This is a genomic window from Arthrobacter sp. TE12232 (genome assembly GCF_054062615.1).
Genome location: NZ_JBSSFK010000001.1, coordinates 742,392 through 768,973, shown reverse-complemented (window position 1 = coordinate 768,973; position 26,582 = coordinate 742,392). Strand labels below are relative to the sequence as shown.

Here is a 26,582-nt window from a genome sequence, read left to right as displayed (position 1 = left end):
CTTTCGCTGTCCGCGTATCACGTCTCAGTAACGGGGAAGCCCCGCACGGTCCTTCCGGGGAGTGGCAGATCGGCGAGGACCCTGACTCCGACTAACCTAGGAAGAGCGTTAAACACTGTGACCGCCGGCCTGCGCACGCTGCAGGGGCCGTCCCCGTCTTGTAAGGAGTTCACGACCCGTGGCACCCAGTTCTGATTACACCGCCCGGCACCTTTCCGTGCTGGAGGGCCTCGAGGCCGTCCGCAAGCGCCCGGGCATGTACATCGGCTCCACGGATTCCCGCGGACTCATGCACTGCCTCTGGGAGATCATCGACAACTCCGTCGACGAGGCCCTCGCCGGCTTCGGCCACGACATCAAGATCATCCTGCACGCGGACAACTCGGTGGAGATCCACGACGACGGCCGTGGCATCCCCGTGGACGTCGAACCGAAAACCGGGCTGACCGGCGTCGAAGTGGTTTTCACCAAACTGCACGCCGGCGGAAAGTTCGGCGGCGGCTCCTACACGGCTTCGGGCGGCCTGCACGGCGTGGGCGCCTCCGTCGTCAACGCCCTGTCGGCACGCCTCGACGTCGAGGTGGACCGTGGCGGCAAGATCTACAAGATGTCCTTCCGCCGCGGCGAGCCGGGCCGCTTCAAGGACCCGGGCACCAAGCCGGATCCGGCCTCGGTCTTCGAACCGTTCGTTGACGGCTCCGTGCTCGACGTCGTCGGCAAGGCCAAGCGCGGAATGACGGGAACGCGGATCCGTTACTGGGCCGACCGGCAGATCTTCACGCCCGACGCCAAATTCTCCTACGAGGACCTCGCCGCGCGGGCCCGCCAGACCTCGTTCCTGGTCCCCGGGCTGAAGCTTACGGTCCGGGACGAACGCAGGCTTGCCGGCACCCCGGGCGAAGCGGGCCCGCATGAGGAAGTCTTCCACCACGACGGCGGCATCGCCGAGTTTGTCGACTTCCTCGCCGCTGACCCGGCCATCACCGACATCTGGCGTCTGCACGGCGCCGGCAAATTCAAGGAAACAGTGCCCGTTCTTGACGAGCGGGGGCACAGCCAGCTCGCGGAGGTGGAACGGGACTGCGAAGTCGACGTCGCCCTGCGCTGGGGGATCGGCTACGACAGCACGGTCCGCACCTTCGTCAACATCATCTCCACGCCGAAGGGCGGCACCCACCAGTCCGGCTTCGAGCAGGCCCTGCTGAAGACCTTCCGCAAGGCGATCGAGACCAATGCCCGCAAACTCAAAGCAGGCAACGACAAGATCGAAAAGGACGACATCTTCGCCGGCCTGACGGCAGTCCTGACCGTCCGGCTGGCCGAGCCGCAGTTCGAGGGCCAGACCAAGGAAATCCTGGGCACGTCGGCCGTGCGGGCCATCGTGGCCAAGGTGGTGGAGCAGGAGATCACCGCACGGCTGACCTCCTCAAACCGCAACGACAAAGCCCAGTCGGCGCTGCTGCTGGAAAAGGTCGTCAGCGAGATGAAGTCCCGCATCTCGGCGCGCGTCCACAAGGAAACCCAGCGCCGCAAGAATGCACTGGAAACCTCCTCCATGCCGACCAAGCTTGCCGACTGCCGCACGGACGACGTCGCGCGGTCCGAACTGTTCATCGTCGAGGGTGACTCCGCACTCGGCACTGCCAAACTGGCAAGGTCCTCAGATTTCCAGGCCCTCCTGCCGATCCGCGGCAAGATCCTCAACGTCCAGAAGGCGTCCGTCGGGGACATGCTCTCCAACGCCGAGTGCGCGGCCCTGATCCAGGTGGTGGGGGCAGGCTCGGGCCGGACGTTCGACATCAGTGCGGCCCGGTACGGCAAGGTGATCCTCATGACCGACGCCGATGTCGACGGCGCCCACATCCGGACGCTGCTGCTGACGCTCTTCTTCCGCTACATGCGGCCCATGATCGATGAGGGCCGCGTCTTTGCCGCCGTCCCGCCGCTGCACCGGGTGGAGGTCATCAACGCCGGCCAGAAGGCCAACGAGATGATCTACACCTACTCCGAGGCCGAGCTCCACGTCTTGCTGGCGAGGCTCGCCAAGGAGGGCAAGCGCTACAAGGAGCCGATCCAGCGCTACAAGGGCCTGGGCGAGATGGACGCCGAGCAGCTGGCAGAAACCACCATGGACCCGCGCCACCGGACGCTCCGCAAGGTCGGGATCGACAACGCCAAGCAGGCCGAAGAAGTCTTCGACCTCCTCATGGGCTCCGACGTGGCACCGCGCAAGGACTTCATCATTGCCGGCGCCGCAAGCCTGGACCGGGAGCGCATCGACGCCTGACCGGACCCGGGACACTAAGACCCCGTTCGTCGTCGATCATCACGCCAGCCATGGCGATCGTGAACGCCTCCGACGTCCGCGGAGGTGGCTCCGAACCATGTCGGCAGGTGGTGGAGCAGGTCTTTTTGGTCATCGCCGATCCATGCGACGTGGCCGTCTGGCCGGAGCAGGACCGCGGGCGCGTCCAGTTCCCCGCTGACGTCCACGACGTGGTCGATCCGATCCTGCCATCCTGCCACGGAGAGTTCGCCGGTCTGGTCCAGCAGGAGCCCGCGGCCTTCGCGGGTGAGCTCATACAGGCGGCAGCGCGAGAGAGGGATGTCGCGCAGTCGCCTGCCGAGAAGCTCAGGTCCTTCGCCGAAGTCGTAGCGGACCCCGATCGCGGTGACCTTCTCCGCCAGGAAACGGCGGACGTCCTCAAAGTCCATCAGCGCAGTCAGCAGCCGGCGCACGGCCTGCGGGCCCGGCTCGGGGGAGAGCAGTTCGCTCTGGGCGCGGGTGATGGTGAGCACGTCCTCGGCGACCGGGTGACGCTCGGCGTAATAGGTGTCCAGCAGCCCGCCCGGTGCCCACCCGTTGACCTCGGCGGCGAGCTTCCAGCCGAGGTTGAAGGCGTCCTGGATGCCGAGGTTCAAACCCTGCCCTCCCAGCGGCGGGTGGATGTGCGCCGCGTCGCCGGCGAGAAGTACCCGGTCCACTCGGTATCGATCGGCAATCCGGGTGGCGTCGCTGAAACGGGATAGCGAGCGTGGTGAGTGGACGCCGAAGTCGGTGCCCGCGTACGCCCGCAGCTGCGTCCGGAACTCCGCCAGGGTCGGCGGGACCGAGCGATCCTCGGCCACGGTCGCCGCGGGTACGACGGCGCGGTACAGGCCGTTTCCGGCGGGGCCGATGCCGAACCCCTTGTGGGTCTTGCGCACCTCGTCCGCCACTTCAGCCAGCTCGTCCGGCGGCGCGGTCACCTCGACCTCGCCGAGGAGCCACTCCGTGTTGGCGGGCTCGCCGGGGAAGCCAACGCCGAGCAGCCTGCGCACCAGGCTGCGTCCCCCGTCGCAGCCGACCAGCCATCGGGAGCGCAGCCGTGTGCCGTCGGCGAGCCCGACGCTCACCCCGTCCCCGTCCTGCTCTACACCCGTCACCTCGGAGCCGCGGCGGATCTGCGCGCCGAGCTCGACGGCGCGCTCGGCCAGCAGGCGATCGGTGACCGGCTGGGGGATGCCGAGGACGTAGCCGTGTGCGGTGTCCAAATTCGCCGGCCGGGGTTTATCGATCGCGGCGAAGCGGCCTACGCCGCCGGGATACTGCTGCCCGTGTGCGAGGAAACGGTCCAGCAGCCCGCGTTGGTCCATGATCTCAATGCTGCGCGGGTGCAGGCCAAGCGAGCGGACAGTCTCGCTCGGCTCCGCGTCCTTCTCCAGCACGAGCACGTCCACGTCGTGCAGCCGCAACTCGCTGGCCAGCATCATCCCCGTCGGCCCGCCGCCGCTAATGATCACGTCGAACATGTGAAACCCCAATCCAAGAAATCACCTTCCGGCCTGCGGCCCCGAATCGCGGAATCGCCCGGAGCAGTCCCCATTTCCTCGGGTATTTTGGCCGCGACTCACTATTCTGGCCGTTGGCAGGGGCCTTGCGGCAAGTCCCCTGGCGAGCTATAACCTGAAAAGGGCAAGGAGATTAATTCTCCTTGCCCTTCGCATGTGCGGGAGCGGTGTTGCGAGGACGCTGCTCATCGCCCGCATGCCTGCCACGACGCCTTCCGTGCAGACGCCTTCCGAAAATGACAGAGCTTCAGCCGAGCAGGCCGGGGACCAATAACAGAGCCGTCGGCAGGGCCAGCAGCAGTACGCAGGCTGCCAGGACGGCCGCGCGCAGGGCATCCGGAAGCGGGGGCTGGGGCGAGAGCAGGCGGCTGACGCGGGACGCCGTCGTGCCTGCCGAGCCGGTGCCCCCGGTGGCGCCGGGCTGGCTTGGGTCGGCGTCGGGCAGGCCGGGTTCGCCGAATGCCAGGCGCGTCGCCGGGGCCGTCGGGGAGCCGCTGGCCACGATCGCGATTGCCTTGATGAGAGTGGCTTTGCTCTCGGTCTTGAGGGCGACGTCGTCGGCCAGCATTTCGATCAGGGAGTTGACCGAATCCTGGGCCAGCCGAGTGGTGGGGAGCCACGGCAGGGCCTGGCGCCACGCGGCGAAGGCCCACAGCAGGAGATGGTGGCGCTGGCTCAAATGCGCGTTCTCATGGATCAGGACCGCACGGAGCTCAGCGGGTTCCAGCGCGGCCATGAGCCCGTCGGAGAGAACAGTCACGGAGCGTGCGCCGCCGGGCAGGCAGTAGGCCACGGGGGAGTCCACGTTGAGGACCACCGTTCGCGGCCCGTCGGCGGACGGCGAGGCGAGCAGGTCCAGCAGTTCCCGGTGGCGCCGGCGCTGGCGCTGGATCTTGTAGTAGGTCAGCAGCAGCGTGAAAACGAGATGCGCCGTCAGCAGGGCCGCGGCGGAGAGCGCAAAGATGTGCCAGAAGCCCAGATCCGTGGTGGGGGCATTGTTGAACACCATCCCCGCCAGTGCGCGCAGGCCGGAAAGCAGGTTGTCCCCGACCGGCTCAAGCCCGTAGACGAGCATCGCGCCGATCATGGACAGGCCACCGGCAAGGGCGATCGCCTGCCACAGCAGCATCGCCGTGAAGGGGGAGCGTGCCGGCCACTGGGCACGCGAGAGGAGGATAGGCACCGGCCAGGCCAGTGCTATCGCCAGGACCGCCAGAAAATATGAGGTCCAGAACATCGGGCGCTAGCTGCGGCCCAGCAGCTTGCGCAGGGTTTCTGCCTCGTTGTCCGTGACGGAACCAATGAACCGGGCCAGGACGGCCTCGCGGTCCGGGGCCGAGCCGAGGACCTCGTGCATGAGTTCCGCGGTGTGGTCCGCGCGGCTGGAAACGGCCTGGTAGCGGTGCGGTCGGGTGCCGCGTTCGCGCTCCACGAGGCCCTTCCGCTCGAGGCGGGAGAGCACGGTCAGCACCGTGGTGACCGCTAGGTCCTTGCCCTCGTGGCCGGCGGTGCCGTCCTGGGGGTGGGTGCTCTGCGCGAGGAGATCCCGCAGGGTATTGGCTGTCGCAGCTTCTTGACCTGCCCAGAGCAGGTCCATCACTGCCCGTTCCAGTTCACCGAGACTTGCCATTCCGTACATCCTTCTATGCCTGCCGCACCGGCGTCGTGCTGGGGAAAAGCTGGTGCCTGCCGGGGCGGTGTATGTGAATACGTTGTTATAAATTTACCGTGTTTTGCACATTCTTTCTACATGAAGTAGAACACGGCCGTCCGGCGTGTCGGGTGGCGCGCCCGGCAGCACCGACGGCGGCGGTCCAACGGCGGCTTGCGGCCTCGGATGTCGGCCGCCGGTGGCGGCCCCCAACGGCGGACCGAGGGTGCCGGGCCCGCCGCCGGAGCGGGGGCTGTCCGGCCCATTGCGGGCCATGACGCCCCGTGGGAGTCTGGTTTACGACGAAGTGCCGATGTGTTCTACACTCTGTAGAAGTATCACTTCTACAGAGTGTAGAAGTTGCTCGAGCCTAGCTAAAGTAGGGACTGCCTTGGACGCCTTGGAAATCGCACGCTGGCAATTCGGAATCACCACGGTCTACCACTTCATGATGGTGCCGCTCACGATCGGCCTTGGCCTGGTGGTGGCTGTGATCCAGACGCTCTGGTACCGCACCGGCAAGCCGGAGTATCTCCGCATGACCAAGTTCTGGGGCAAGCTCTTCCTGATCAACTTCATCATGGGCGTCGCCACGGGAATCGTGCAGGAATTCCAGTTCGGCATGGCCTGGAGCGAGTACAGCCGCTTTGTCGGCGACGTGTTCGGCGCCCCGCTGGCCATGGAAGCGCTCTTGGCCTTCTTCGTCGAGTCGACATTCCTGGGCCTGTGGATCTTCGGCTGGAAGCAACTCAAGCCCGGCCTCCACCTGGCCTGCCTCTGGATCGCCGTGATCGGTTCTGTCTTCTCGGCGTACTTCATCATCGTGGCCAACAGCTGGATGCAGCACCCGGTCGGCGTACAAATGGTCAATGGCCGGCCCGTCATGACCGATGCCTGGGCCGTCTTCACGAACAACACCGCCCTTGTTGCCGTGCCCCACACCCTCTTCGGTGCCCTCGCCGTCGCCGGAGCCTTCCTCCTCGGCATCGCCTGGTACCACCTGTGGCGCCGCCGCCACGACGGGATCGACACCATCGGGACCGACGGCAAAGTGATTCCCGGCGAAGCCCCCGGAATCCCCGGACGGGACCGCAACGACCACACTGTGTGGATCCGCTCGCTGCGCATCGGAGCCGTCGTCGCCATGATTTCCTTTGCGGGCACCGCTGTCACCGGGGATCTGCAGGGCAAGCTCATGTTCGAACAGCAGCCCATGAAGATGGCCGCCGCCGAGGCAGCCTGCCACGACGGCACCGGGTTCTCGGTCCTCAGCGTCGGCAACCTCGGTTCCAAGAACTGCAACGACATCGTCGCTGTGATCGAGGTTCCCGGCATCCTGTCCTTCCTGGCCAAGGGCGACTTCAGCACCGAGGTCAAGGGCGTCAACAGCCTGCTGGACGAGTACAAGGCCAAGTACGGCACCACCCTGCCGGACAACCCCATCTACGGGGACCGCGCGGGCCAGCCCATCCAGTACGTTCCGGTCATGGAAGTCACCTACTGGGGCTTCCGCATGATGATCGGCTTTGGTGGCATCGCCGCCCTCGCGGCCCTCGTGGCCCTCTGGGCCACCCGCAAGGGAACCGTGCCGGCCTCCCGGGGCCTCATGCGCCTGGCGGTGTTCGGCATCCTCGCACCATTCGGCGCCAATGCCGCTGGCTGGATCTTCACCGAGATGGGCCGCCAGCCGTTCGTCGTCGCCCCGAACCCTGACCCCAGCGGCATCGATCAGGTCTTCATGTTCACCGCCGCCGCTGTCTCACCGGGTGTGTCCGCCGGCGAGATCCTGACCTCCCTCGTCGTGCTGACCACCATCTATGCCGTGCTGCTGGTGGTCGAGGTCAAGCTCCTGGTCAAATACATCCGCGGCGGTGTGGCCGCGGCTATGCCGGAACTCGCACACGCCCCGGCGGACGAGTCGGAGGGCGGCACGCCCCCGGGCGGCACACCGGGCACGCCCGAGGGCGACGACGTCCTGGCGTTCGCCTACTAAGCGCCCGCTCAGCAACCCACCTATTCAGCAACCCCACACGAAGAAGCGCAGAGGATTCTCAGCATGGAACTGCTACCCACCATCTGGTTCATTGCCATCGCGGTGCTGTGGACGGGCTATCTCTTTCTCGAGGGCTTCGACCTCGGCGTCGGCATGCTGATGAAGGGTTTCGCCCGGAACAACACTGAGCGCCGCGTCCTGATCAATACGATCGGCCCGGTCTGGGACGGCAACGAGGTCTGGCTCCTGACCGCCGGGGGTGCCACCTTCGCGGCCTTCCCGCTGTGGTACGCCTCGCTGTTCTCCGCGCTGTACCTGCCGCTCCTGCTGGTCCTCGTGGCGCTCATCTTCCGTGCGGTCGCCTTCGAATACCGCGGCAAGGTGGACAACCCGAAGTGGCGCGCCCGCTGGGACTGGGCCATCTCGGCCGGTTCCTTCGTCGCGGCCTTCGGTGTCGGCGCCGCGCTGGCGCTGACCACCACTGGGCTGCCGATTGATGCCAACGGCGACCGCGTGGGCGGACCGTTCGCCTGGTTCAGCGGTTATGCCGTGCTTGGCGGTCTCGCCGTCGTCGGGTTCTCCCTCCTGCACGGGCTCGGGTTCCTGGCGCTGAAGACCGACGGCGAGGTCCGTCACCGGGCGCGGGCGTGGTTCGTCCGGCTCCTGCCCGTACTGCTGCTGCCCATCGCCGGCTGGGCCGTGAGCCTGCAGCTGCTCAGCGGCGAGGCCTGGACCATGGCCGCCGTCGTCGCAGCCGTCGTGGCAGCAGTACTCGCCTGGAACTTCGCCCGCAAGGGTGCCGAGGGCCGTGCCTTCATGTCGCTCGGGGCGTTCCTCCTGCTCGGCAGCGCATCCATCTTCGGTGCCGCGTTCCCCGTGGTGATGCCGTCCACCCTGGATCCCGCATTCAACCTGACAGTCACCAACGCCTCGTCCTCGGACTACACCCTGGGCCTGATGAGCATCGTGGCCTGCATCGGGCTGCCACTCGTCCTGGCATACCAGGCCTGGACGTACTGGGTGTTCCGGCGCCGGGTAAGCGCCGCACACATCCCCGAGGCCCACAGCTTCCTGCCCGCGATTGCCGCCAAAGCGCTCGCACCGAAGGACTAGCTGCCTGATGAAACCGTTCCCCGCCGGCCCCGCAACCCGTTCCGCGCTCTACCTGCTGGGCCTGCTGGCCGCACTGAAGGCCCTATCGCTCGTGCTGATGGCGCAGGCTGTCGCATCGATGCTCGCCGGTCTCGCGGCGCATGATCCGGCCTGGGCCGACCAGCTCGTCCTCGGGGTGGCCGGAGCCGTGCTGCGCTCACTGACCGTGTGGGCCCAGTCGGTGGCCTCGCGCCGGGCGGCGCTGGGGGTGAAGGAGGAGCTCCGCTCGCAACTTCTGGAGCGGGCGCTGAGGAGCGGGACACGGTCGGCGGGCCCGGCCGACGGCGGCCTCGCTGTCCTCGCCACCCGGGGGCTGGATGCCCTGGACAACTACTACACCCAGTTTCTGCCCGCGCTGGTGAACTGCGCGGCCATCCCGCTGCTGCTGGGGGCGCGCATCCTGTTCGCCGATTGGATCAGCGCAGTGGTGATCGTGTTGACGGTGCCGTTGGTGCCCCTGTTTATGGTGCTGATTGGACGGTACACCGAGGACCGGGTCCGGGAAGCCCAGTCGGCGCTGGCCCGGCTCTCCGGCCACATGCTCGAACTCGCCAAGGGCCTGCCCGTCCTGGTTGGCCTGGGCCGGGCCACGGCCCAGCGCAAGGCACTCGAGGATATGTCCGAGGAATACCGTTCCCGGACCATGGGGACTTTGCGTACGGCCTTCCTCTCCGCCCTGGCCTTGGAGCTCATCGCGACGATTTCCGTGGCAGTGGTTGCCGTGTTTATCGGCGTCCGACTGGTGCACGGCGACATGGCGCTGGAGGCCGGACTGCTGGCGCTCATCCTGGCCCCCGACTGCTACCTGCCGCTCCGGGAACTCGGCACTGCACACCACGCGAGCGACGAAGGCCGGGCCGCGCTCGCCGAAACCACCGCGGTCCTCGCGGATCCGGGAGCCTCGCCGCTGATGCCGACTCCGGCCGCTGGAGCCGCCGCAGGAGCTGAGGGACAGTCCGCTGACCTGACCGCGGCTGGCGTCCCGGCCGGAGGGCCGCCTGCCGTCGCCGTGGACGGGCTGACGGTCCGTTTCGGCGGACGCACGGAAGCCGCCGTCGGGCCGCTGAGCCTCACCGCAGATGCCGGCCGTATCACGGCCCTTGACGGGCCCAGCGGCGCCGGAAAGAGTACGGTGCTCGGTGTCCTCGCGGGTACTGTCGGGACGGGCGCAAGCACCGTCGTGTCGGGGCACATCGGAGGATTCACGACGGCGGAGGTCGCCTGGGTGCCACAGCACCCTGTCATGGTGGCACCCACCGTACTGGACGAGGTCCGCCTGTACCTCGGCATTCCCGCCTACGGACCCGACGCCGCCGCGGCCGGCACTCCGGGCAGTGCTGCTACGGCCAGAATGTCCGTGAGGACTCCGGCGGGTACTTCTGCCAATCCTCCGGCTGGGTCGGAGGGCGATGCGGCGGCACTGCGGTGCCTTGCCGCCGTGGCCGCGGAGCATCTGGCGGCCAAACACCCGGCCGAGTTGAGCCCGGGGGAGCTGCGGCGGGTGGCGCTGGCGCGCGGGCTGGCGCGGATCGAAGCCGGCGCCACCGTACTACTCCTGGACGAGCCGACCGCCCACCTGGACCGGAGTTCCGCCACAGTGGTTACCGGGGCCCTCGCCGGGCTCCGGGGACGGGTCACCGTGCTGCTCGTCGCGCACGACCGGCAGACCCGGGAGCTGGCCGACAGGCTCGTCGCGGTTGCTCCACACGGCGGAGGACACCGCGGCATTGAGCATACGGACCGCGTGGCGCTGACGGCATCCGCGGGGGGAGACACGGACGTGCACGCTGCAGCAATCGTGCCGCCGTCGACCGTCCGTGCTGCGGCGGCAGCGCCTGTTGCGGTATCGGCGTCGACTGCGGCGACTGTGCCGGACCGGAGGACCGTGCCGGCCGCAGCAACTAGCGTCGGACGGGCCCCCGTCGCTGAACCGGACCCGATGCGGACCGGAGCGGCGCCCGGGACGCCGGCCGCCCCATCAGCCGAGTCAGCCCCGCACGCCGGCTCGGTCGTGGCCCGGCTGGGCCGGCTGCTGGCACCGGTGGCGGGCCGGTTTGCCGCCGCCGGAGCCGTGGGCACGCTGGCGGCCCTCTTCGCCGTCGCCCTCGCCGGCCTGTCCGGCTGGCTGATCATCCGTGCCAGCGAACAGCCACCCATTCTCTACCTGCTGACGGCGATCGTCGGCGTGCGGTTCTTCGGAGTCGGCCGGGCGGGCCTGCGGTACGCCGAACGGCTGCTCCTGCACGATGCCGTCTTCGCCGCCCTAACCAGGCTCCGGGGCCGGCTTTGGGAATCGCTGAGCCGCCGCGCCCTGTCCTTGCGCCGGCTTCTGCAGGGCGGCAACGTCCTGGGCACGGTGGTGGACGACGTCGATACCCTCCGTGATCTCCTTCCCCGCGTCGTCCTGCCGCCCGTCACCGCTGTCGCTGTCGCCGTGACCGCAGTGGTCGGCATCGGCTTCCTGCTCCCGGCGGCGCTTCCGGCCGTGGCCGCAGCGGCGCTGCTGAGCATTATCGTGGCCCCCGCCCTTGCATTGGCGGCCGACCGCATGTCCGCCGGCACCGAACAGCAGCTCCGCTCCGGCGTGCTCCGAGACGTCGCCGCCGCCCTGGACGCCCGCGCAGAACTTCACGCCAACGGAGTGACCGCTCCCGTGCTGGGTGCCATCAGCAGGGCCGACCGGTCGGCGACAGCGGCCTCGCAGCGGTCGGCCTGGGCGGAAGGCCTCGGCCAGTCGCTGACCGTCCTGGCCTGTGCCGGCGCAGCGTTGGCCAGCGCCGTACTGGCCGCCCCGCTGGCTCTTAGCGGCGCGGTCGAACCGGCGACGGTCGCCGTCGTCGTGCTCGTGCAACTCGCTTTGGTGGACCCCTACGCGGCCATCACAACGGGCGTGCGGCAGTTCCCGGCGCTGCGCGCCGTGTTGCGGCGCATCAGCAACGCAGGAGTCCTGGACGCGGGGGCTGACAGCGGACCGGAAGGCGGCGAAGTCGCCGACGGCGGGCTGGTTCCTAGGGCGGCACGGCCCGACGGGGAGCCCGGGATCGAGCTGGTTGACCTCGCCGCCGGGTGGCCTGGCGGCGGCAACGTCTTTACCGGGCTCACGGCCGCGGCCGGCCCGGGACGCTGGCTTGCCGTCACTGGCGCATCCGGATCAGGCAAGTCCACGCTGCTCGCTGTGGCCCTGGGTTTCCTCCCGGCAACCAGTGGCCACCTGTTTTTGACCGGCCGCGCGGCCTGGTGCCCGCAGGAGGCCCATCTGTTCGACTCCACCATCCGAGGCAACCTTCTGTTGGCGCGGCCAGGGGCGGCTGTGGAGACAGAGTCCGGCCGCGGCAACACGTCTGGAGATGCCGCGCGGGCCCGAGATGCCGCGCGGGGCCGGGAAGCCGCCGCGCCCTCAGGAGGCGCCGCGGCCGCCGGCGGCGGAGCGCCAGCCGGAAGTGACGAGCAGATGCGGGCTGCGCTCGACGCCGTGGGGCTCGGCCCGGTGCTGGCCCGGCTTGAGGACGGCCTGGACACCCGGATCGGACCGGGCGGGGCGTTCCTCAGCGGCGGGGAGCGCCAGCGCCTGGCCGTCGCACGGACGCTCATGACCGGGGCCGATGTCATCCTGCTCGATGAACCGACGGCGCACCTCGACGCGGAGGCCGGACGGCTCATGCTGGCCGAGTTGCGGGACGGCCTGAAGGACCGCACGGTGGTCCTCGTAACGCACAACCCGGACGATATCGACGTCGCTGATATCTGTCTGGACCTCGACGCCGCGGCTGCCCTTGGCACGAATCCGGCTGCGGCGGCGGTGCTGGCGCGGGGGTAGGGTGCCCGTTAGCCTGTTGCCATGAACCGACAAGGCGATACCCTGCACCCGCTGGATTCCCGGCTGGTTTGGCGGGCGGCAGAACAGCAGGACCTCGATGAGTGGGCCGGACTGATCGCCCGGACCGCCGCCGTGGAGCAGCCCGTCTGGTTCGAGCGCCGCGCCGATCTGGAGCAGATCCTGGAGTCGAAGAACAACCCGGTGGCGGCGAACACCATCCTCGGGTTCGATCCGCAAGGCATTGCCCGGGCGTACGCCAGGGTCACCAAGAACCGCGACGGGGATAAGGCGACAGGGTCCGGTTGCGTGGATCCTGCGTGGCAGGGGAGTGGAATCGGCACCGGGCTGTTGGGCTGGATGGAACAGCGGACCAGGGAGCGCTTCGTGGAGGATGCTGCAGCGGCAGGCGGCGTGGCGGAGGCCGGAGCGGTGGAGCCGCATCCGAGGCTGCGGCTCTACATGGAGGAGAAACATCAACACCAGGCGGCTTTGTTCGCGGGCTCCGGCTACAGCATTGTCCGCTACTACAACGAGATGCACCGGCCACTGAACCAGGCGTTGCCCGATGGTGTCCTAGACCCCGGACTGGAGCTCGTGACCTTCGGGCCAGCGCTCCACGAGCCCGTGCGGCTGGCGCACAATGACGCATTTCGGGACCACTGGGGCAGCGAGCCCCGGGACGAAGAGGGATGGGGTTTTGTGGTGAACGATCCGCAGGCCCGGCCGGACCTCAGCGGCGTCGTGCTTGAGCGTTCCACGGGAACGGTGGCGGGCTACCAGTTGGCCACCTACGACGCCGAGGGCGCCTTGGCCCGTGGCTACCGCGAGGGGTACACAGAGCTGCTGGGAGTGCGGCGGGATTTCCGCGGCCGTGGCATCGCGCAGGTCCTCCTGGCGGATGCCATGCGCCGATTTGCCGCCGCCGGAATGGACGTGGCCTCCTTGGACGTCGATTCAGAAAACCCCACCGGAGCCCTCGCGCTGTACATCAAGATGGGCTATTCGGCAGTCAACCGCAGCATGGCGTGGGACAAGGATCTGTAGTCGGCTGTGGGTTAGGGGGCGTCTGCTCGGGGGACTGCACTTGGGGCCGCTAGCTAGCGGACCGGGGGATGAAGGACTGCAGGCTACCGGGCCCGCAGCCTGCAGTCCACGTAGGGGACCGCGGTCCCAGCGCTAACCGTCGAGGGGCTAACCGTCCACATCGTGGAGGTGATGGATGACATCGTGCAGGAAGTACTGCGCAAAGGTCAGGACCGTGAATACTGAGCCGTTGCTCCGGGTCCCCTTGCGGTCCCAGTCCTCCTCCGTGACGCGGGCGAAGGACGCAGCAATCTGCTCGCCCTCGGCGGTCAGTTCGGCGCCGACTTCGGCAGGATCGGCGTTGGCGTAGTCCTGTTCGATGGCTGTCCGGTCCTGGTCCCAGTCATCGAACCGGGCGTCGTCCTCGCTCAGCATGAGCGCCAAACGGTGATCGAAGAGTGTGAAGACGTCCCGGACGTGGCAGCCGTACTCGAGAACGGACCAGGTGGCCTCATCGGGCCGCTCCGCCGCGTGCGGCCGGCGGAGGGCGGCGCGCCACCGCGGGAGCATGGTGGTGATGATCCCGGGCACGGTGGCCGGGGTCGCAACGGAGGCATCGAAACCGCACTCGGGGCAGGGCCGCGACAGGACCCAAGTCCAGTCCTTGTTATCCGGGATGATAGGCATTCCAGCAGTGTAAGTGCATTTGTGCCGTCGGGCATCCCTGTCACGTGCGGCATCCCGAAGCCTTGCAGCCTCCGGGGCAAAGCTCGGAAGAATCGCGACCCACTCGCGGGGTTGGAATTTGGGTTCGCGCTAAGAATGTCAGACCCCCGGAGGAGACTGGTTTCATGGAAGCCGCCAGGGGTTTCATTCCTCTCGGGGACGACGGGCAGGGCACGGATCGGTGCACCGGTCGCGCTGCAGGCTGCGGCGCGGATCCCGGCACACGCCTCGACGCAGGCGGTGGTACGGGTCCGGCCGGGCGGTCGGGTGTGGATGTTGCGCTGGCCGCGTTGGAGGCTGTGGGGTCGACGGCGGTTCAGGATGCGGCGTTGTGGGATTTCCGGGCCGCGGCGGACTTCGCCGGGCGGGTGGAGGAGCTCTCGCGCCGGGTGGAGTTTTTGCAGCTGGTGGCGGCCGGTGCAGTGGACCGGACCAGGACGCAGGCCGCCGCGGCAGCCGGGGCGGGGGCCGGCATGTCGTGGACGACGGGCTGGCGCGACGACGCCCCCGGAACCGCGGCCGCCAGTGGCGCACCATCCGGCACGGTGAGCGCCGGGATCGACGGTGGAATCGACGGCGGAATCAATGGTGGGACCGACGGTGTGCCCGGTTCTGCCGCTTCACCCGACGCGCTGGCCGGGGAGGGTGTGCCGTCGGATGCGGCCGGTGACGCGGCGTTGGTGGAGGACGGGTATCGGAACACGGCGGAGTTCCTGCGGGCGCGGCTGCGGATCAGCGCCCCGGAGGCCAAGCGCCGGCTCGCCCTCGCCGGGGGCCTGCTGCCCCGCCGGGGACTCACCGGCCAGCCCGTCCCGGCCGTGCACGCGGAACTCGGTGCGGCGGTCGCGGCCGGGCAGGTCGCGTCCCGGGCTGCGACGATCATCACGGCGGCGCTGGAGAAGGTCCGGCACGTCTGTGACGCCGGGTCCCTGGGGCGGATGGAGAACGCCCTGACGCGCACGGCCGCGGAAAACGACGCGGACTTCCTGGCCCGTGTCGCCCGGGGCTGGGCCGATGCGCTGGATCAGGACGGTGCCGAGCCCTCCGAGGAGCTGCTGCGCCGGCTGCAGGGCGCCTTCATCCGGCGCCGGCGCCACGGCCTGCACCATCTTGAGATTTTCGCGACCACCGAACAGTTCGAATACCTCCTCACCGTCATGAACATCGGCACCAACCCCCGCACCGGCACCACAAACACCGCCGCCGCCGGGCCCACGAAAGCCGCCGCCTCTGAGGTATCGGCCGCCGAGCCTGCCGGCACGGCTTTCGCCGTGGGGTGGGCTCCCAGTGCGCCCGCCGGCGAGTGGCCGGTCACGGATGCGGGGGCCGGCGTGCCGACCTGTGATGCCCGGGCCGGCGGCGAGTCGACTCACGCGGATGCCCAGGCTCCCGCCCCAGTGACTCATGCCGTTCCGGATGACGCCCCCGCAGCAGCGGGGCAGCCGGTGTGCGAGGAGGATCCGGGGGCGGCGGGGCTGGATCATCGGTCCCGGCCCCAGCGGCTGCTCGACGGCCTGGTCGGTGCCTGCGGGATCGCCCTCGCCACCGGGGGCCTGCCCGCCGCGGGCGGGCTCCGGCCCCAGGTCATGGTCACCATCGATTACCGGGACCTGCTGACCCGGCTCGGCACCACCCCCGACGCCCAGACCGGCCCGACAGAAGCTCAGGAAACGGCCGGTGGGGCGTTCCGGCCCGCGGGGGCGGTGCGGGAAACGGGATCGCTGCTGTTCACCGGACCCGTCACCGCCTCCACCATCCGGAAGATCGCCTGCGACGCCGACATCATCCCCGTCCTGCTCGGGGGTGAGGGACGGATCCTGGACATCGGCCGGGCGTCCCGGATCTTCCCGCCCCACCTCCGCAAAGCCCTCATCGCCCGGGACCTCGGCTGCGCCTTCCCGGGCTGCACCATCCCCGCGCCCTGGTGCGAAGCGCACCACATCACGTACTGGTCCCGCGGCGGGACCACGGGCACGGAGAACGGGGCCCTGCTGTGCTCCCATCACCACCACCTGATCCACAAGGAGGCGTGGACCATCCGGCTGCGGAGCGGGGTTCCCTGGTTCATCCCGCCACCCCACATCGACCCCGGCCAAAAACCCCGCCGCAACCACTACTTCACACCCGCCCGACCCGCCCGGGCAGCATGACCGCGGCCCGGACAGAGACGGCATGATCGCGGCGATGATGCCGGCCGTGTGATCACGGACCCGGCAGCGACGGCAGTGACGGCAGCGCCCGCTGCCGTTCGCGGTGGCCACGGCCCCATGACGGCGACCCGGTTGGCGACGGCGGCTCCTCATGACGCCCGCACCACCGAGTCCCGCCCGGTTGCCAGGGATCCTCACCACGGCCGCATGACGGCGGCTCGAGCAGTTTAATGAAACGGCCCCCGGGCGCGCTCGGTGGACGGGGCGAGCCGCTGGCAGTCACCGGAAATCCTGCTTCAGTTTCACGGGTACGCGCGGCGCCCGGAGGAGTAAAATTCCTTCCGGGGGGCGGGCCTGGAAAGAGAATAGCCATGCTCAAGGATCAGCAAGTCGGCGCTGTGCTACCGGCGGCGGATATCGCCCGTGCACGGGGTTTCTACCGCGACAAGCTCGGGCTTGAACCCGACAACCCGGATGCCGAGGACAACCTGCAGTACACGTGCGGCGGCGGAACCCGGTTCCTCCTGTACCAAACGCCTAACGCCGGCACCGCCAAGAACACGCAGATCGGCTGGATGGTCGACGACCTGCCGGCTGCCGTTGCGGAACTCCGGGCCAATGGAATCGTCTTCGAGGAATACGACTTCCCGGGCCTGAAAACCGAGGACGGAATTGCCACCACTCCGGACGGGAGTTCGGCCGCATGGTTCCTGGACACCGAGGGCAACATCTTGAGCCTCAACCACATGGCGTAGCCCCTACTCCACGGAACCTTGGAATGGCGCCTGCGGAAAGAGAGATTGCCGGACGCCAATCCTTCAGGTCAATCCTTCACGCCGGGTCCGGCGACGGCGCCCGAGCTTATGGATCGGACGTAAAGCCCGATTGTAAGGAGTGAGCACAAAGCCCGGTCGGGCCGCGAAAACGCGGCCCGACGGGGCTTTGTGTGGTCAGACGGCTACACATCTGTCCCGGACTGCTGACATGCGGACTACGAAACCACGGCCCTCGGAAACTGTGCGCACCTTGCGAACCAAGACGGCTACGCGTCCGTCCCGGCCGGGGTCCCGGCGGAGGCCGCAGGCGCGGCCCCGGCCTCCGGTTCCTCGGACCACGCCATGCTGGGGCCAATGGCGTCGATGGCCTGGGACAGGGGGATCCCGGAACCGTCGCGGCGGCCGTGCTCGCCCGGGAGGGATCGCGCCACGCCCGCCGAAGAGGAAGCCTTGGCGGGACCGTGGCCGGCCCAGCCGAGGAGCAGCGTGTCCTCGCCCTTGAGGAAGCGGTGGGCCCGCACTCCGGCCGTGGCCCGGCCCTTGGCCGGGTATTCGGCCAGCGCGGTGACCTTGGCAGCCCCGGGGGCGGTGCCCGGCAGGGCCCCTTCGGTCCCAGCGATCGTCACGACTACGGCGGCGGCGTCGGCGGCGTTGGCGGTCCCGAAGAACAGAACCCGGTCCCCGGCGGCCATCTTGATTCCGGTCATGCCGCCTGCGGTCCGGCCCTGCGGGCGGACCGCGGAAGCACTGAAGCGCAGCAGTTGGGCCTGGCGCGTGATGAAGACGAGATCGTCGTCGTCGGACCCGGCGGACGTAACACCCACCACGGTGTCCTTGTCCTTGAGCGCGATCACTTCCCAGTCCTCGCGATTCAGCGGATAGTCCGGCTGCACCCGCTTGACTACGCCCTGGGCGGTTCCGATTGCGAGGATCTGGTCCAGGGGAACGAAAGCCACAAGCGACTCGCCCTTGAGGAGGGTGATGAAGTCCTTGGCCGGCACGCCGCCAGCCATGTTCGGAGTGCCCGACGTCGGCGGGAGCACGGGCATGTCCATGACCTGAAGGCGCAGCATGCGTCCCTGCGACGTCACGGCCGCGATCTCGCCGCGGGCTGATGTCTTGACCACGGAGGAGAAAACGTCATGCCGGGTCCGGGGGCCTGCCTCGGCCAGGCTTTCCTGGTTGGAAGTGCGCGCGATCTGACCGGACGCCGTGAGGATGGCCCAGCAGGGATCGTCCGCGATCTCGAGCGCCAGCGGCGCCGCCTTGCCCTTGGCCCCGGTGACGGCGCCCGCGGCGGCCGCGACGGTGGGGGAGACGGCCTCGGATTCCAGCAGCACTGTCCGCCGCGGGGTGCCGTACTTCTCCGCGATCTCGCCGAGTTCGTCTGAGACGAGGCCACGCAGCAGCGCGGGGGAGCCCAGGATGGCCTCGAGCTCGGCGATTTCCCGGCGGAGCTCCTCCTGCTCCTTCTCCAGTTCGATCCGCGAGTACTTGGTCAGCTGCCGCAGCCGCAGTTCCAGGATGTAGTTGGCCTGGATCTCGGTGAGGTCGTAGATGGACATCAGCCGGGTCCGGGCCGCGGCAACCTCGTCGGAGGACCGGATGATCTGGATGACCTCGTCAATGTCAACGATCGCGATCAGGAGGCCCTCGACCAGGTGCAGGCGGTCCTTCTTCTTGCCCAGCCGGAAGGCCGTGCGGCGGCGTACAACGTTGATCCGGTGGTCCACATAGACCGAGAGCAGCTGCAGCAGCCCGAGGGTCTGGGGCTGCCCGTCCACGAGCGTGACGTTGTTGATGCCGAAGGAGTCTTCCATCGGGGTGTAGCGGTAGAGCTGCTGGAGTACCGCATTGGGATTGAAGCCGTTCTTGAGCTCAATGACCAGGCGCAGGCCGTGCTTGCGATCCGTGAGGTCCACGATGTCGCTGATGCCGGTGAGCTTCTTGCCGTTGACGGCGTCCTTGATCTTCTCGATCACCTTCTCCGGCCCCACCATGTAGGGCAGTTCCGTGACCACCAGGCCGGTGCGGCGGGCCGAGAGTTGCTCGATCTCCACCTTGGCTCGGGTCTTGAAGGAGCCTCGGCCCGTGGCGTAGGCGTCGCGGATGCCGTCCAGGCCAACGATCCGGCCGCCCGTGGGCAGGTCCGGGCCGGGGACGAACTTCATGATGTCCTCGAGCGTGGCGTCCGGGTTTTCGATCAGGTGCCGCGCGGCGGCGATGACCTCCACGAGGTTGTGCGGGGCCATGTTCGTGGCCATGCCGACGGCGATGCCCGTGGCGCCGTTGACCAGCAGGTTGGGGAACGCGGCCGGGAGTACGTCCGGCTGGGTCAGCTGGTTGTCGTAGTTCGGAACGAAATCGACGACGTCCTCGTCGAGGTGGTCCGTGAGGGTCAGAGCCGCAGCCGCCAGCCGGGCCTCCGTGTAGCGGGGCGCGGCCGGCCCGTCGTCGAGCGAGCCGAAGTTGCCATGTCCGTCGATCAGCGGCAGCCGCAGGGAGAAGTCCTGCGCCATGCGGACCATGGCGTCGTAGATCGCCGCGTCGCCGTGGGGGTGCAGCTTGCCCATGACCTCGCCCACGACGCGGGCGCTCTTGACGTGGCCCCGGTCCGGGCGCAGCCCCATGTCGCTCATCATGTACAGGATGCGGCGCTGCACGGGCTTCAAGCCGTCGCGGGCGTCCGGGAGGGCCCGCGAGTAGATCACCGAATAGGCGTATTCGAGGAACGAGCCTTCCATCTCGGACGTGACATCAATATCGACGATGTTCTCTACGAATGTTCCTGCGGAATCTTGGCTGGCGTCCCCTGCCGGGGGCGTGGTTTGGCGGCGTGCCATGGGGCTGGTGGGTCCTTCTGAGGGGGTGCTGAACGGGTACTGCGTAAGTTTATGACTAGGCTAAGCCTATGGTGGATCAGCCCTCGGACGGCGTATATCCGGAATATTGGGAAGCCGATGTTGTCCTGCGCGACGGCGGCACAGCACATTTGCGCCCCATCCACCCCTCCGATGCGGACGCGGTCCAGGCCTTCCACGTGGGCCAGTCCCAGAAGTCCATCTATATGCGCTTCTTCGCCTTCAAGTCCCGGCTGACCGGCAAGGAACTCAAGCGCTTCACCGAGGTGGACTATAAGGACCGGGTTGCCCTGGTGATCACCATCGGCGGCGAGATCCTGGGCATCGGCCGTTACGACCGGCTCAACGACCCGGAAGAGGCCGAGGTCGCCTTCAACATCGCCGACGCCCACCAGGGCCGCGGGATCGGCTCGATCCTGCTGGAACACCTCGCGGCCGCCGCCCGCGAAAACGGGATCCGCAAGTTCAGCGCCGAAGTGCTCCCGGAAAACCGCAAGATGCTCATGGTGTTCTCCGACGCCGGCTATGACGTCAAACGGCACTTTGACGACGGCGTGGTCAGCCTCGAGTTCAACATCGATCCCACGGACAAATCCCGGGCCGTGATGGAATCCCGCGAGCACCGCGCCGAGGCCCGCAGCATCCAGGAACTGCTGGCCCCGTCCTCCGTGGCCGTGATCGGGGCGAGCCGCAAATGGGGAACCGTGGGCTACCAGTTGCTTGAGCACATCATCGAAGGCGGGTTCCACGGCCCGGTGTATGCCATCAACCCGGAGGCCCTGGAACTGGCCGGCATGCTCTCCTTCGCCCGGCTCTCTGAGGTCCCGGGTCCGGTCAAGCTCGCCGTCATCGCGGTCCCGTATGACGAAGTCCCCAAGGTCGTCGAGGAATGCGGCGCCGCCGGCGTGAAGGGAATCGTGGTCGCCACCGCCGGGTACGCGGACGACGGCGAACGCGGACTGGCCCGCCAGCGCGAACTCGTGCGGCAGGCCCGCGCCAACGGCATGCGCGTGATCGGGCCAGCCTCGCTGGGCATCGTCAATACCAACCCGGCCGTGTCCCTCAACGCCTCTATGGCGCCCACGCTGGCCCGCCGCGGCGGCCTGGGGCTCTTCAGCCAGTCGGCCGCCATCGGCGTAGCCCTTTACGCCGCCTCCAGCCGCCGCAGGGTGGGCATCTCGACCTTCCTCTCCGCCGGCAACCGCGCCGACGTCTCCGGCAACGACCTGATGCAGTACTGGGAGGACGACGCCGACACCACGGCGGTGGGGCTGTATCTGGAATCGATCGGCAACCCGCGCAAGTTTTCCCGGCTGGCGCGACGCCTGGCCCGGATCAAGCCCGTTATTGTGGCCAAGTCCGACGCCATGGGCCTGAACTTGCCGCCCGGGCACGCCGTCCGCACCACGCAGGCGCCCCCTGAAGCCCTGGACGCCATGATGCGGCAGGCCGGCGTGATCCGGGTCGAGACCATCGAAGAACTCATGGACGTCGCCCAGATCGTGTCCAGCCAGCCGCTGCCCAAGGGCCCCGGCATCGCCGTCTTCAGCAATTCGCGTGCCCTCGGCAAGGTGGTGGCGGACAGCGCCGCCGGGCAGGGTCTCGGCGTGGACCGGATCGTCGCCGACGTCGACCTCGACGCCGGCATGTCCCGCGCCCTGCCGGCCCTGCGGCGGAGCCTGCAGGAAACGCTGACGTCGGACTCGGTGCACGCTGTGGTGGTGGCGCTGCTTCCGGCGCGCGGCCTCACTGTCGAAAAAATCGCCGGCGTGCTGGCGGAATGTTCCGCGGCTGCCGGCAAGCCCGTGGTTGCCGCGTTTAGCGGAATCCTTGATCCTTCCATTTACGTGGAGGGCATGGTCGGGGCCGAGCCGGAGCAGCCACAGCAGGCTCTGCTCACTCCGCCGGTACCCTGCTACTCCAACCCCGGCACGGCGGTGGCGGCACTGGCCGCCGTCGTGCGCTATGCCCAGTGGCTGGACCGGGACCAAGGCCTGTTCGTGGAACCCGAAGGCTGCCACCCGGACGCCGCCCGCGAAGAGCTGGAACAGCTGCTGCACAACGTGGGCGGGGAGCAGCTGGTCCGGCTGGACCAGGACACGGCCGCGCGGCTGCTGGGCCACTACGGCATCCGGGTGGTCCCGTCTGTCGGGTTCGAAACGGTGGAGGAGGCCGTGGCGGCGGCCGAGCGTCTCGGCTGGCCGGTGGTGCTGAAGACCACGGATCCGGCCCTGCGGCACCGGCTGGACCTTGGAGGCGTGCGGCTGGACATCCATGACGCCGATTCGATGCGGCGCAACGTGCTGGAGATGCGGAAATCGCTGGAACGGTACGGCTCGCCGTCCCTGGAAGTGCAGACGATGGTGCCGGTGGGGCAGGCCTGCACCTTCCGTGCCATCGAGGATCCGTTGCTGGGGCCGGTGATCTCCTTCGGCCTGGCCGGCGACGCCGTGAACCTGCTCGACGACTGGGCCCACCGTGTGCCGCCGCTTTCCGGCTCCGACGTCCACGACTTCGTCCGGGCGCCCCGGGCCTCGAGGAAACTGTTCGGGTACCAGGGCCTTCCGGCCGTCGACGTTGCGGCGCTGGAGGATCTTGCCGCCCGGCTTACACGGCTCAAGGACAACCATCCGGAGGTCGCGCTGGTGCACTTCAACCCCGTCCTCGCCGGGCCCGACGGCGCGTCCATCCTGGCTGCCGACGTCAGGATCGCCAACGCCGCCCAGCGGACGGACACCGCGCGCCGCGCAATGCGCAGTTAGGCCCCCGCCCCCATCCCCGAAGCCCCTGTTCCGGACCGCGCAGTTAGCAAGTCCCCAGCCGATCTGTGAAAATGGAGACCATGAGCTCCCAGCCTCCAACACCCAAACCCCTGGCGACTGCCCCCGGACGCCAGACCGCGCACCACCATGGCCTCCATGACCACAGCGCGCAGGGCCAGAGCCTGGAAGGGTCCCTCCAGCAGGCCGGGTTCTACCCGCGCCTCGTGGCGGACGTTGTCGCCGATGCCCTGGACGGCCGCGATTGCGTGGCACACCTGGTGCACCTCGAGACGCACTTCGACCGTGCCGAGGTCCGCCGCCACATCACAGTCCTGGTGTTGACGGAGGACATGCTGGTCATCACCCATGTTGACGACCAGCAGCTTGACGAAGCCGGCGAGCAGACCGTCGCCCAGGTCTCCACCGAGTCCGTCCCGGTGACGCAGATCCGCTCGGTGGTCCTCAGCTACGTCTACGCCCAGCCGCAGGACTACAAGCCCTCTGACCCGGTCCGTGAGCTGACGCTGTCCATTGCCTGGTCCGGCGGCCAGCGCCTGGACATGGGGCCGGCCAGCTGCGGGGACCCGCAGTGCGAGGCCGATCACGGCTACAGCGGCACCATCGCGCAGGAGGACATCGTCCTGCGGATCAGCGCCGAGGCCGACGGCCTGCAGGCCGTGCAGGATGCCAAGCTCTTCGCGCGCGCCCTACGTGCCGTCAACACCGGCTCCGCGGCACCGGTCCCGCACACCGGGCCCGGTCTGCCGCCCCGACCGCGGATGGGTGTGTTCGGAAACCGCCTCAGCCGCGGCCACCAGCGCTGACATGGCTCACGTCCGTGAGCCAGAGGCTGCCCCGGTGACGGCCGCCGCCGGGTCCTCCCCGCTCCCGCCGGCCCCAGCATTTGGTCACCGCTCGATCGCCGAGGTCCTGACAAGTGCCGCGGCCAGCCTGGGGGTCCCGGGTTTCGAGAACAAATTGCACCTGCCGCCGGCCCAACGGGTCTGTGTGGTGCTGGCCGACGGTCTGGGACGCAACCTGCTGAAGCAAAAGACCGCGCACACGCCGTTCTTGCGCTCGGTCCTTCAGGCCGGGCAGGGCAGCGTCCCGGTGTCACTGGACTCGGCGTTCCCGTCCACCACCGCGGCGTCCCTTGCCAGCTTTGGCACCGGGCTCCCGGCCGGCCAGCACGGCATGGTCGGCTACGACGTCCTCGACCCCGACCAAGACCGGGTAGTGAACATGCTCGGCAACTGGGACGCCGGCGTCGACCCCCAGACCTGGCAGCCGTTCCCCACCGTATTTGAAAGGGCTGCCGACCACGTCGACGTCACGACGGTCAGCCTCCCGCAGTTCAGCACCTCGGCCATGACCCAGGCTGCGCTCCGCGGCGGACGATTCGTCACCGGCATCACCTCACACGCCCGCACCGGCGCGGCGGCCGAGGCTATGGCCGGCGCCGGGCCCTCGCTGATGTACTTCTACGTCAACGAACTGGACAAGGCCGGGCACCGCTACGGCTGCCAGTCACCCCAGTGGGAACACCAGCTCGAAGAGCTCGATGCCACCGTGCGCCGGCTCAACGCCACTTTGCCGCCCGGAACCACCGTTCTGCTTACGGCGGACCACGGCATGGTCGATGTCCCGGAGTCGCAGCGGATCGACTATTCCGCGGATCCGGCGCTCATCGCCGGAGTGCGGCACACCGCCGGCGAGCCGCGGATGGTTCACCTGTACCTTGAGGACGGAACGGACGACGTCGCCCGTGCACGCCTGCTGGAAAGCTGGCGGTCCCGCTTCGGGGACAGAATCTGGGCCTTCACCCGTGAGGAAGCGATCGCAGGCGGATTGTTCGGTGACGTGCGCGCGGAAGCAGCCCTGCGAATCGGGCACGTCATGATCGCGGCCCGGGATTCGCTGGCGCTCTACGATACGCGCCGGGTCCGGCCCACGGCCCTGGAAGTCGTAGGCCAGCACGGGTCCCTTACCAAGGCCGAACGGGAAGTTCCGCTGCTGTGCTTCAAGGCCGACGGTAAGAAAGCGCCCCGCCGCTAAAGCACAGCGGTTGTCCTACTGGTCGTTGCGGGTCCCAAAGACGATTTCATCCCAGCTGGGAACACTCGATCTTTTCGGCTTGGCCGGCTGGCGCTCCGGCTGGTCCGTACCGGCGTCGTTCCGGGTGGCGCCCTGGGACTCGCGGTGCTGCCGGCGCGAGCTTCCGCCGCCGATCAGTTCGTCCAGTCCAGGGCTTGCAGTCGGGTTCTTGGCCGCCGGGCGAAGTTGCGAGGCCGCAATGGTAACTTCCCGCGTCTCAGTGCTGACGCCGTCGTGCAGCTTCAGGACGTCGTCCTCTTCGGGGATGCGCGGTGCCAGGGTCAGACGCGAGAGCATCGACGGCCGGCCGTCGCGGCGGCGCGTGAAGGCATCGGTCTCGACCGGGGCGGCCGCCTCTGCCGAAGGAGTTGCTGGCTGCCCGGGGTCGCTGATATCCGGATTGACGTCGTCAGACTCAACGGCCGCGGGGACGGACTCCGGTTCAACATCCTGCGAAATCTCAGACGCCTCGGACAGCTCCGCCAGTTCGGCTATTTCGGGCACCTCGGCGGGCCGGGGATGGGCCGCGGGGACCCCATTGGTCAGGAGCATGGCGAGGGCGTCGTCGGCGTCCTCGTCCACCCCGATACGGTGACCCCGGCGGGAACGCAACATGTCCAGCAGCCCGTCGGCGTCCTGTTCCTGGTGGATCCGGTCCTGCTGAAGCAGCATCTGATGGATGATGCTGTGCTGGCCTGTCGCCGTCCGGGCTGCGGCCTCGGCATCGGTTTCAAAGTCAAAGGGCCGGTCGGAAACGGCGGTAAGCCGGCGCGTCGGAACGGGGCCTTCGAGAGGCTCGAGTTCGCTCAGCTGCTGGGCCCAGCGGTTCGCGTTGTGCAGCGATTTCCGGGCGGGGTGGAAGGTCCACATGGCCGGCGGTTCCTCGCCGATCCCGGCCGGGCCGCCGGGCTTCGGCTCGAAGCGGGCCACCACGTTCCAGCTGCCGTCGGGACGCCGCCACGAGTCCCATTCCAGACTTGAGGGTTCGACGCCGTAGGCCTTCAGACGGTGCTCGACCATGTCGCTGAGCGAAGCCGGATTGTCCCCGAATACGGACCGGTAGATGTCGTGGCCCGGGGCCGGGGAGGCCACCTCAACCTTGCGCGCCTGTTCGGCGATGTACTCGCGCTCGGCGAGGACCGGCCCTTCATAGCGCTGAACCTTTTCCAGCGGAATGCCGGACAGTTCCGCCACTTCGGTGGCGGTGGCTCCGTTCCGGATCCTGGTCTGGATATCCCGCGGAGACATGGCAATGGGTGCCGCGGCCGCGCTGGAAGCGGCCTTGGCCGCCGTCCGGCTGGCTGCCGCCCGAAGTGCTTCATCGATCGGCAGCTGGAACATCTCGCCGCCGGTGCCACTCAACAGGAGATGCTCTCCGTCGTCGTGGACGCCTACAAGCCGTAGATCCTGCATACAAATCCTCCACCCTGGCATTACTAACAATCGAAACTCTGCCACCAGCGGGACGCATTTCGGGTTAGGACGGCTGGCGCGCCGTGATTTTCCGCGACTTTCCGGCGGTTTTGGCCGGTCTGCGGAAGATAACGGCAGGAAGGGAGCAGCGGGCTCTGGTGTTCGGCAGGAGCTTAAGCAAAAATGACCGACACCGGGCACAAAAACCGCATGTCCGGCGTTGACATCGGAGAACCGCTCCGGGAGCCCGAGGCCACAAGCCCGGCAGGGCTGCCGGGACTGGCGAACCATTTGATCAAATTGAGCAAAATGGTCACATCGATCGAATCGAAC

Annotated in this window: 16 protein-coding genes; 10 read left to right on the top strand and 6 right to left on the bottom strand. The window is 68.4% G+C overall.

Features of this window, described 5'->3' with window-relative positions; genetic code table 11:
- Positions 1–178: 178 nt before the first annotated feature.
- The gene (locus ACVWZ7_RS03430) at positions 179–2,287 is read left to right on the top strand and encodes a DNA gyrase/topoisomerase IV subunit B (protein ID WP_116768201.1); all 2,109 of its coding nucleotides are present in this window, start codon (positions 179–181) and stop codon (positions 2,285–2,287) included.
- 14 nt (positions 2,288–2,301) lie between these two features.
- Here the strand turns inward: ACVWZ7_RS03430 and rox are convergent, their stop codons facing one another.
- The 3 genes from rox to ACVWZ7_RS03415 form a co-directional block, all read right to left on the bottom strand.
- Positions 2,302–3,792: a rifampin monooxygenase gene (gene rox / locus ACVWZ7_RS03425; protein WP_456506989.1), complete on the bottom strand. Its 1,491-nt coding sequence runs from the start codon at positions 3,790–3,792 to the stop codon at positions 2,302–2,304.
- A 286-nt stretch (positions 3,793–4,078) separates the two neighbouring features.
- Entirely contained in the window at positions 4,079–5,068 is a 990-nt protein-coding gene (locus ACVWZ7_RS03420) for a M56 family metallopeptidase (protein ID WP_456506988.1), read from the bottom strand.
- Positions 5,069–5,074: 6 nt separating this feature from the next.
- Positions 5,075–5,461, bottom strand: coding sequence for a BlaI/MecI/CopY family transcriptional regulator (locus ACVWZ7_RS03415; RefSeq protein ID WP_091256503.1), 387 nt, complete (start codon positions 5,459–5,461; stop codon positions 5,075–5,077).
- A gap of 412 nt (positions 5,462–5,873) precedes the next feature.
- Here ACVWZ7_RS03415 and ACVWZ7_RS03410 point away from each other — a divergent pair, with 412 nt between their 5' ends.
- The 4 genes from ACVWZ7_RS03410 (at position 5,874) to ACVWZ7_RS03395 (ending at position 13,488) form a co-directional block, all read left to right on the top strand.
- Entirely contained in the window at positions 5,874–7,475 is a 1,602-nt protein-coding gene (locus ACVWZ7_RS03410) for a cytochrome ubiquinol oxidase subunit I (protein WP_344363411.1), read from the top strand.
- 63 nt (positions 7,476–7,538) lie between these two features.
- Entirely contained in the window at positions 7,539–8,588 is a 1,050-nt protein-coding gene (cydB, locus tag ACVWZ7_RS03405) for a cytochrome d ubiquinol oxidase subunit II (RefSeq protein WP_091256506.1), read from the top strand.
- 7 nt (positions 8,589–8,595) lie between these two features.
- A complete protein-coding gene (cydD, locus tag ACVWZ7_RS03400; protein WP_456506987.1) occupies positions 8,596–12,444 on the top strand; it encodes a thiol reductant ABC exporter subunit CydD in 3,849 nt (1,282 codons plus the stop codon).
- Between the two features lie 21 nt (positions 12,445–12,465).
- Complete coding sequence (locus ACVWZ7_RS03395) at positions 12,466–13,488, top strand: GNAT family N-acetyltransferase (protein WP_456506986.1); 1,023 nt, start codon at positions 12,466–12,468, stop codon at positions 13,486–13,488.
- A gap of 147 nt (positions 13,489–13,635) precedes the next feature.
- Here the strand turns inward: ACVWZ7_RS03395 and ACVWZ7_RS03390 are convergent, their stop codons facing one another.
- The gene (locus tag ACVWZ7_RS03390; RefSeq protein ID WP_456506985.1) at positions 13,636–14,154 is read right to left on the bottom strand and encodes a DinB family protein; all 519 of its coding nucleotides are present in this window, start codon (positions 14,152–14,154) and stop codon (positions 13,636–13,638) included.
- Positions 14,155–14,318: 164 nt separating this feature from the next.
- Here ACVWZ7_RS03390 and ACVWZ7_RS03385 point away from each other — a divergent pair, with 164 nt between their 5' ends.
- Both ACVWZ7_RS03385 and ACVWZ7_RS03380 read left to right on the top strand, forming a co-directional pair.
- A complete protein-coding gene (locus ACVWZ7_RS03385; RefSeq protein WP_456506984.1) occupies positions 14,319–16,343 on the top strand; it encodes a DUF222 domain-containing protein in 2,025 nt (674 codons plus the stop codon).
- A gap of 371 nt (positions 16,344–16,714) precedes the next feature.
- Complete coding sequence (locus ACVWZ7_RS03380) at positions 16,715–17,098, top strand: VOC family protein (RefSeq protein WP_116768194.1); 384 nt, start codon at positions 16,715–16,717, stop codon at positions 17,096–17,098.
- A gap of 287 nt (positions 17,099–17,385) precedes the next feature.
- Here the strand turns inward: ACVWZ7_RS03380 and ACVWZ7_RS03375 are convergent, their stop codons facing one another.
- Positions 17,386–19,962: a DNA gyrase/topoisomerase IV subunit A gene (locus ACVWZ7_RS03375; protein ID WP_456506983.1), complete on the bottom strand. Its 2,577-nt coding sequence runs from the start codon at positions 19,960–19,962 to the stop codon at positions 17,386–17,388.
- 68 nt (positions 19,963–20,030) lie between these two features.
- Here ACVWZ7_RS03375 and ACVWZ7_RS03370 point away from each other — a divergent pair, with 68 nt between their 5' ends.
- The 3 genes from ACVWZ7_RS03370 (at position 20,031) to ACVWZ7_RS03360 (ending at position 24,797) form a co-directional block, all read left to right on the top strand.
- Positions 20,031–22,742, top strand: coding sequence for a bifunctional acetate--CoA ligase family protein/GNAT family N-acetyltransferase (locus tag ACVWZ7_RS03370; RefSeq protein ID WP_456506982.1), 2,712 nt, complete (start codon positions 20,031–20,033; stop codon positions 22,740–22,742).
- Positions 22,743–22,822: 80 nt separating this feature from the next.
- On the top strand, positions 22,823–23,566 hold the full coding sequence (locus ACVWZ7_RS03365; RefSeq protein ID WP_091255674.1) for a DUF5998 family protein: 744 nt from the start codon (positions 22,823–22,825) through the stop codon (positions 23,564–23,566).
- 1 nt (position 23,567) lies between these two features.
- On the top strand, positions 23,568–24,797 hold the full coding sequence (locus ACVWZ7_RS03360; RefSeq protein WP_116768192.1) for an alkaline phosphatase family protein: 1,230 nt from the start codon (positions 23,568–23,570) through the stop codon (positions 24,795–24,797).
- A gap of 15 nt (positions 24,798–24,812) precedes the next feature.
- On the opposite strand, the gene sepH is transcribed toward ACVWZ7_RS03360, so the two are convergent.
- The gene (sepH, locus tag ACVWZ7_RS03355; RefSeq protein WP_456506981.1) at positions 24,813–26,249 is read right to left on the bottom strand and encodes a septation protein SepH; all 1,437 of its coding nucleotides are present in this window, start codon (positions 26,247–26,249) and stop codon (positions 24,813–24,815) included.
- Positions 26,250–26,582 lie beyond the last annotated feature (333 nt).

Bases quoted from the DNA above. Each gene is read 5' to 3' on its own strand.
- ACVWZ7_RS03370 (WP_456506982.1), top strand. From the start codon at position 20,031: ATGGTGGATCAGCCCTCGGACGGCGTATATCCGGAATATTGGGAAGCC.
- sepH (WP_456506981.1), bottom strand. From the start codon at position 26,249: ATGCAGGATCTACGGCTTGTAGGCGTCCACGACGACGGAGAGCATCTC.
- ACVWZ7_RS03360 (WP_116768192.1), top strand. From the start codon at position 23,568: ATGGCTCACGTCCGTGAGCCAGAGGCTGCCCCGGTGACGGCCGCCGCC.
- ACVWZ7_RS03385 (WP_456506984.1), top strand. From the start codon at position 14,319: ATGGAAGCCGCCAGGGGTTTCATTCCTCTCGGGGACGACGGGCAGGGC.
- cydB (WP_091256506.1), top strand. From the start codon at position 7,539: ATGGAACTGCTACCCACCATCTGGTTCATTGCCATCGCGGTGCTGTGG.
- ACVWZ7_RS03390 (WP_456506985.1), bottom strand. From the start codon at position 14,154: ATGCCTATCATCCCGGATAACAAGGACTGGACTTGGGTCCTGTCGCGG.
- cydD (WP_456506987.1), top strand. From the start codon at position 8,596: ATGAAACCGTTCCCCGCCGGCCCCGCAACCCGTTCCGCGCTCTACCTG.
- ACVWZ7_RS03395 (WP_456506986.1), top strand. From the start codon at position 12,466: ATGAACCGACAAGGCGATACCCTGCACCCGCTGGATTCCCGGCTGGTT.
- rox (WP_456506989.1), bottom strand. From the start codon at position 3,792: ATGTTCGACGTGATCATTAGCGGCGGCGGGCCGACGGGGATGATGCTG.
- ACVWZ7_RS03420 (WP_456506988.1), bottom strand. From the start codon at position 5,068: ATGTTCTGGACCTCATATTTTCTGGCGGTCCTGGCGATAGCACTGGCC.
- ACVWZ7_RS03375 (WP_456506983.1), bottom strand. From the start codon at position 19,962: ATGGCACGCCGCCAAACCACGCCCCCGGCAGGGGACGCCAGCCAAGAT.
- ACVWZ7_RS03415 (WP_091256503.1), bottom strand. From the start codon at position 5,461: ATGGCAAGTCTCGGTGAACTGGAACGGGCAGTGATGGACCTGCTCTGG.
- ACVWZ7_RS03380 (WP_116768194.1), top strand. From the start codon at position 16,715: ATGCTCAAGGATCAGCAAGTCGGCGCTGTGCTACCGGCGGCGGATATC.
- ACVWZ7_RS03365 (WP_091255674.1), top strand. From the start codon at position 22,823: ATGAGCTCCCAGCCTCCAACACCCAAACCCCTGGCGACTGCCCCCGGA.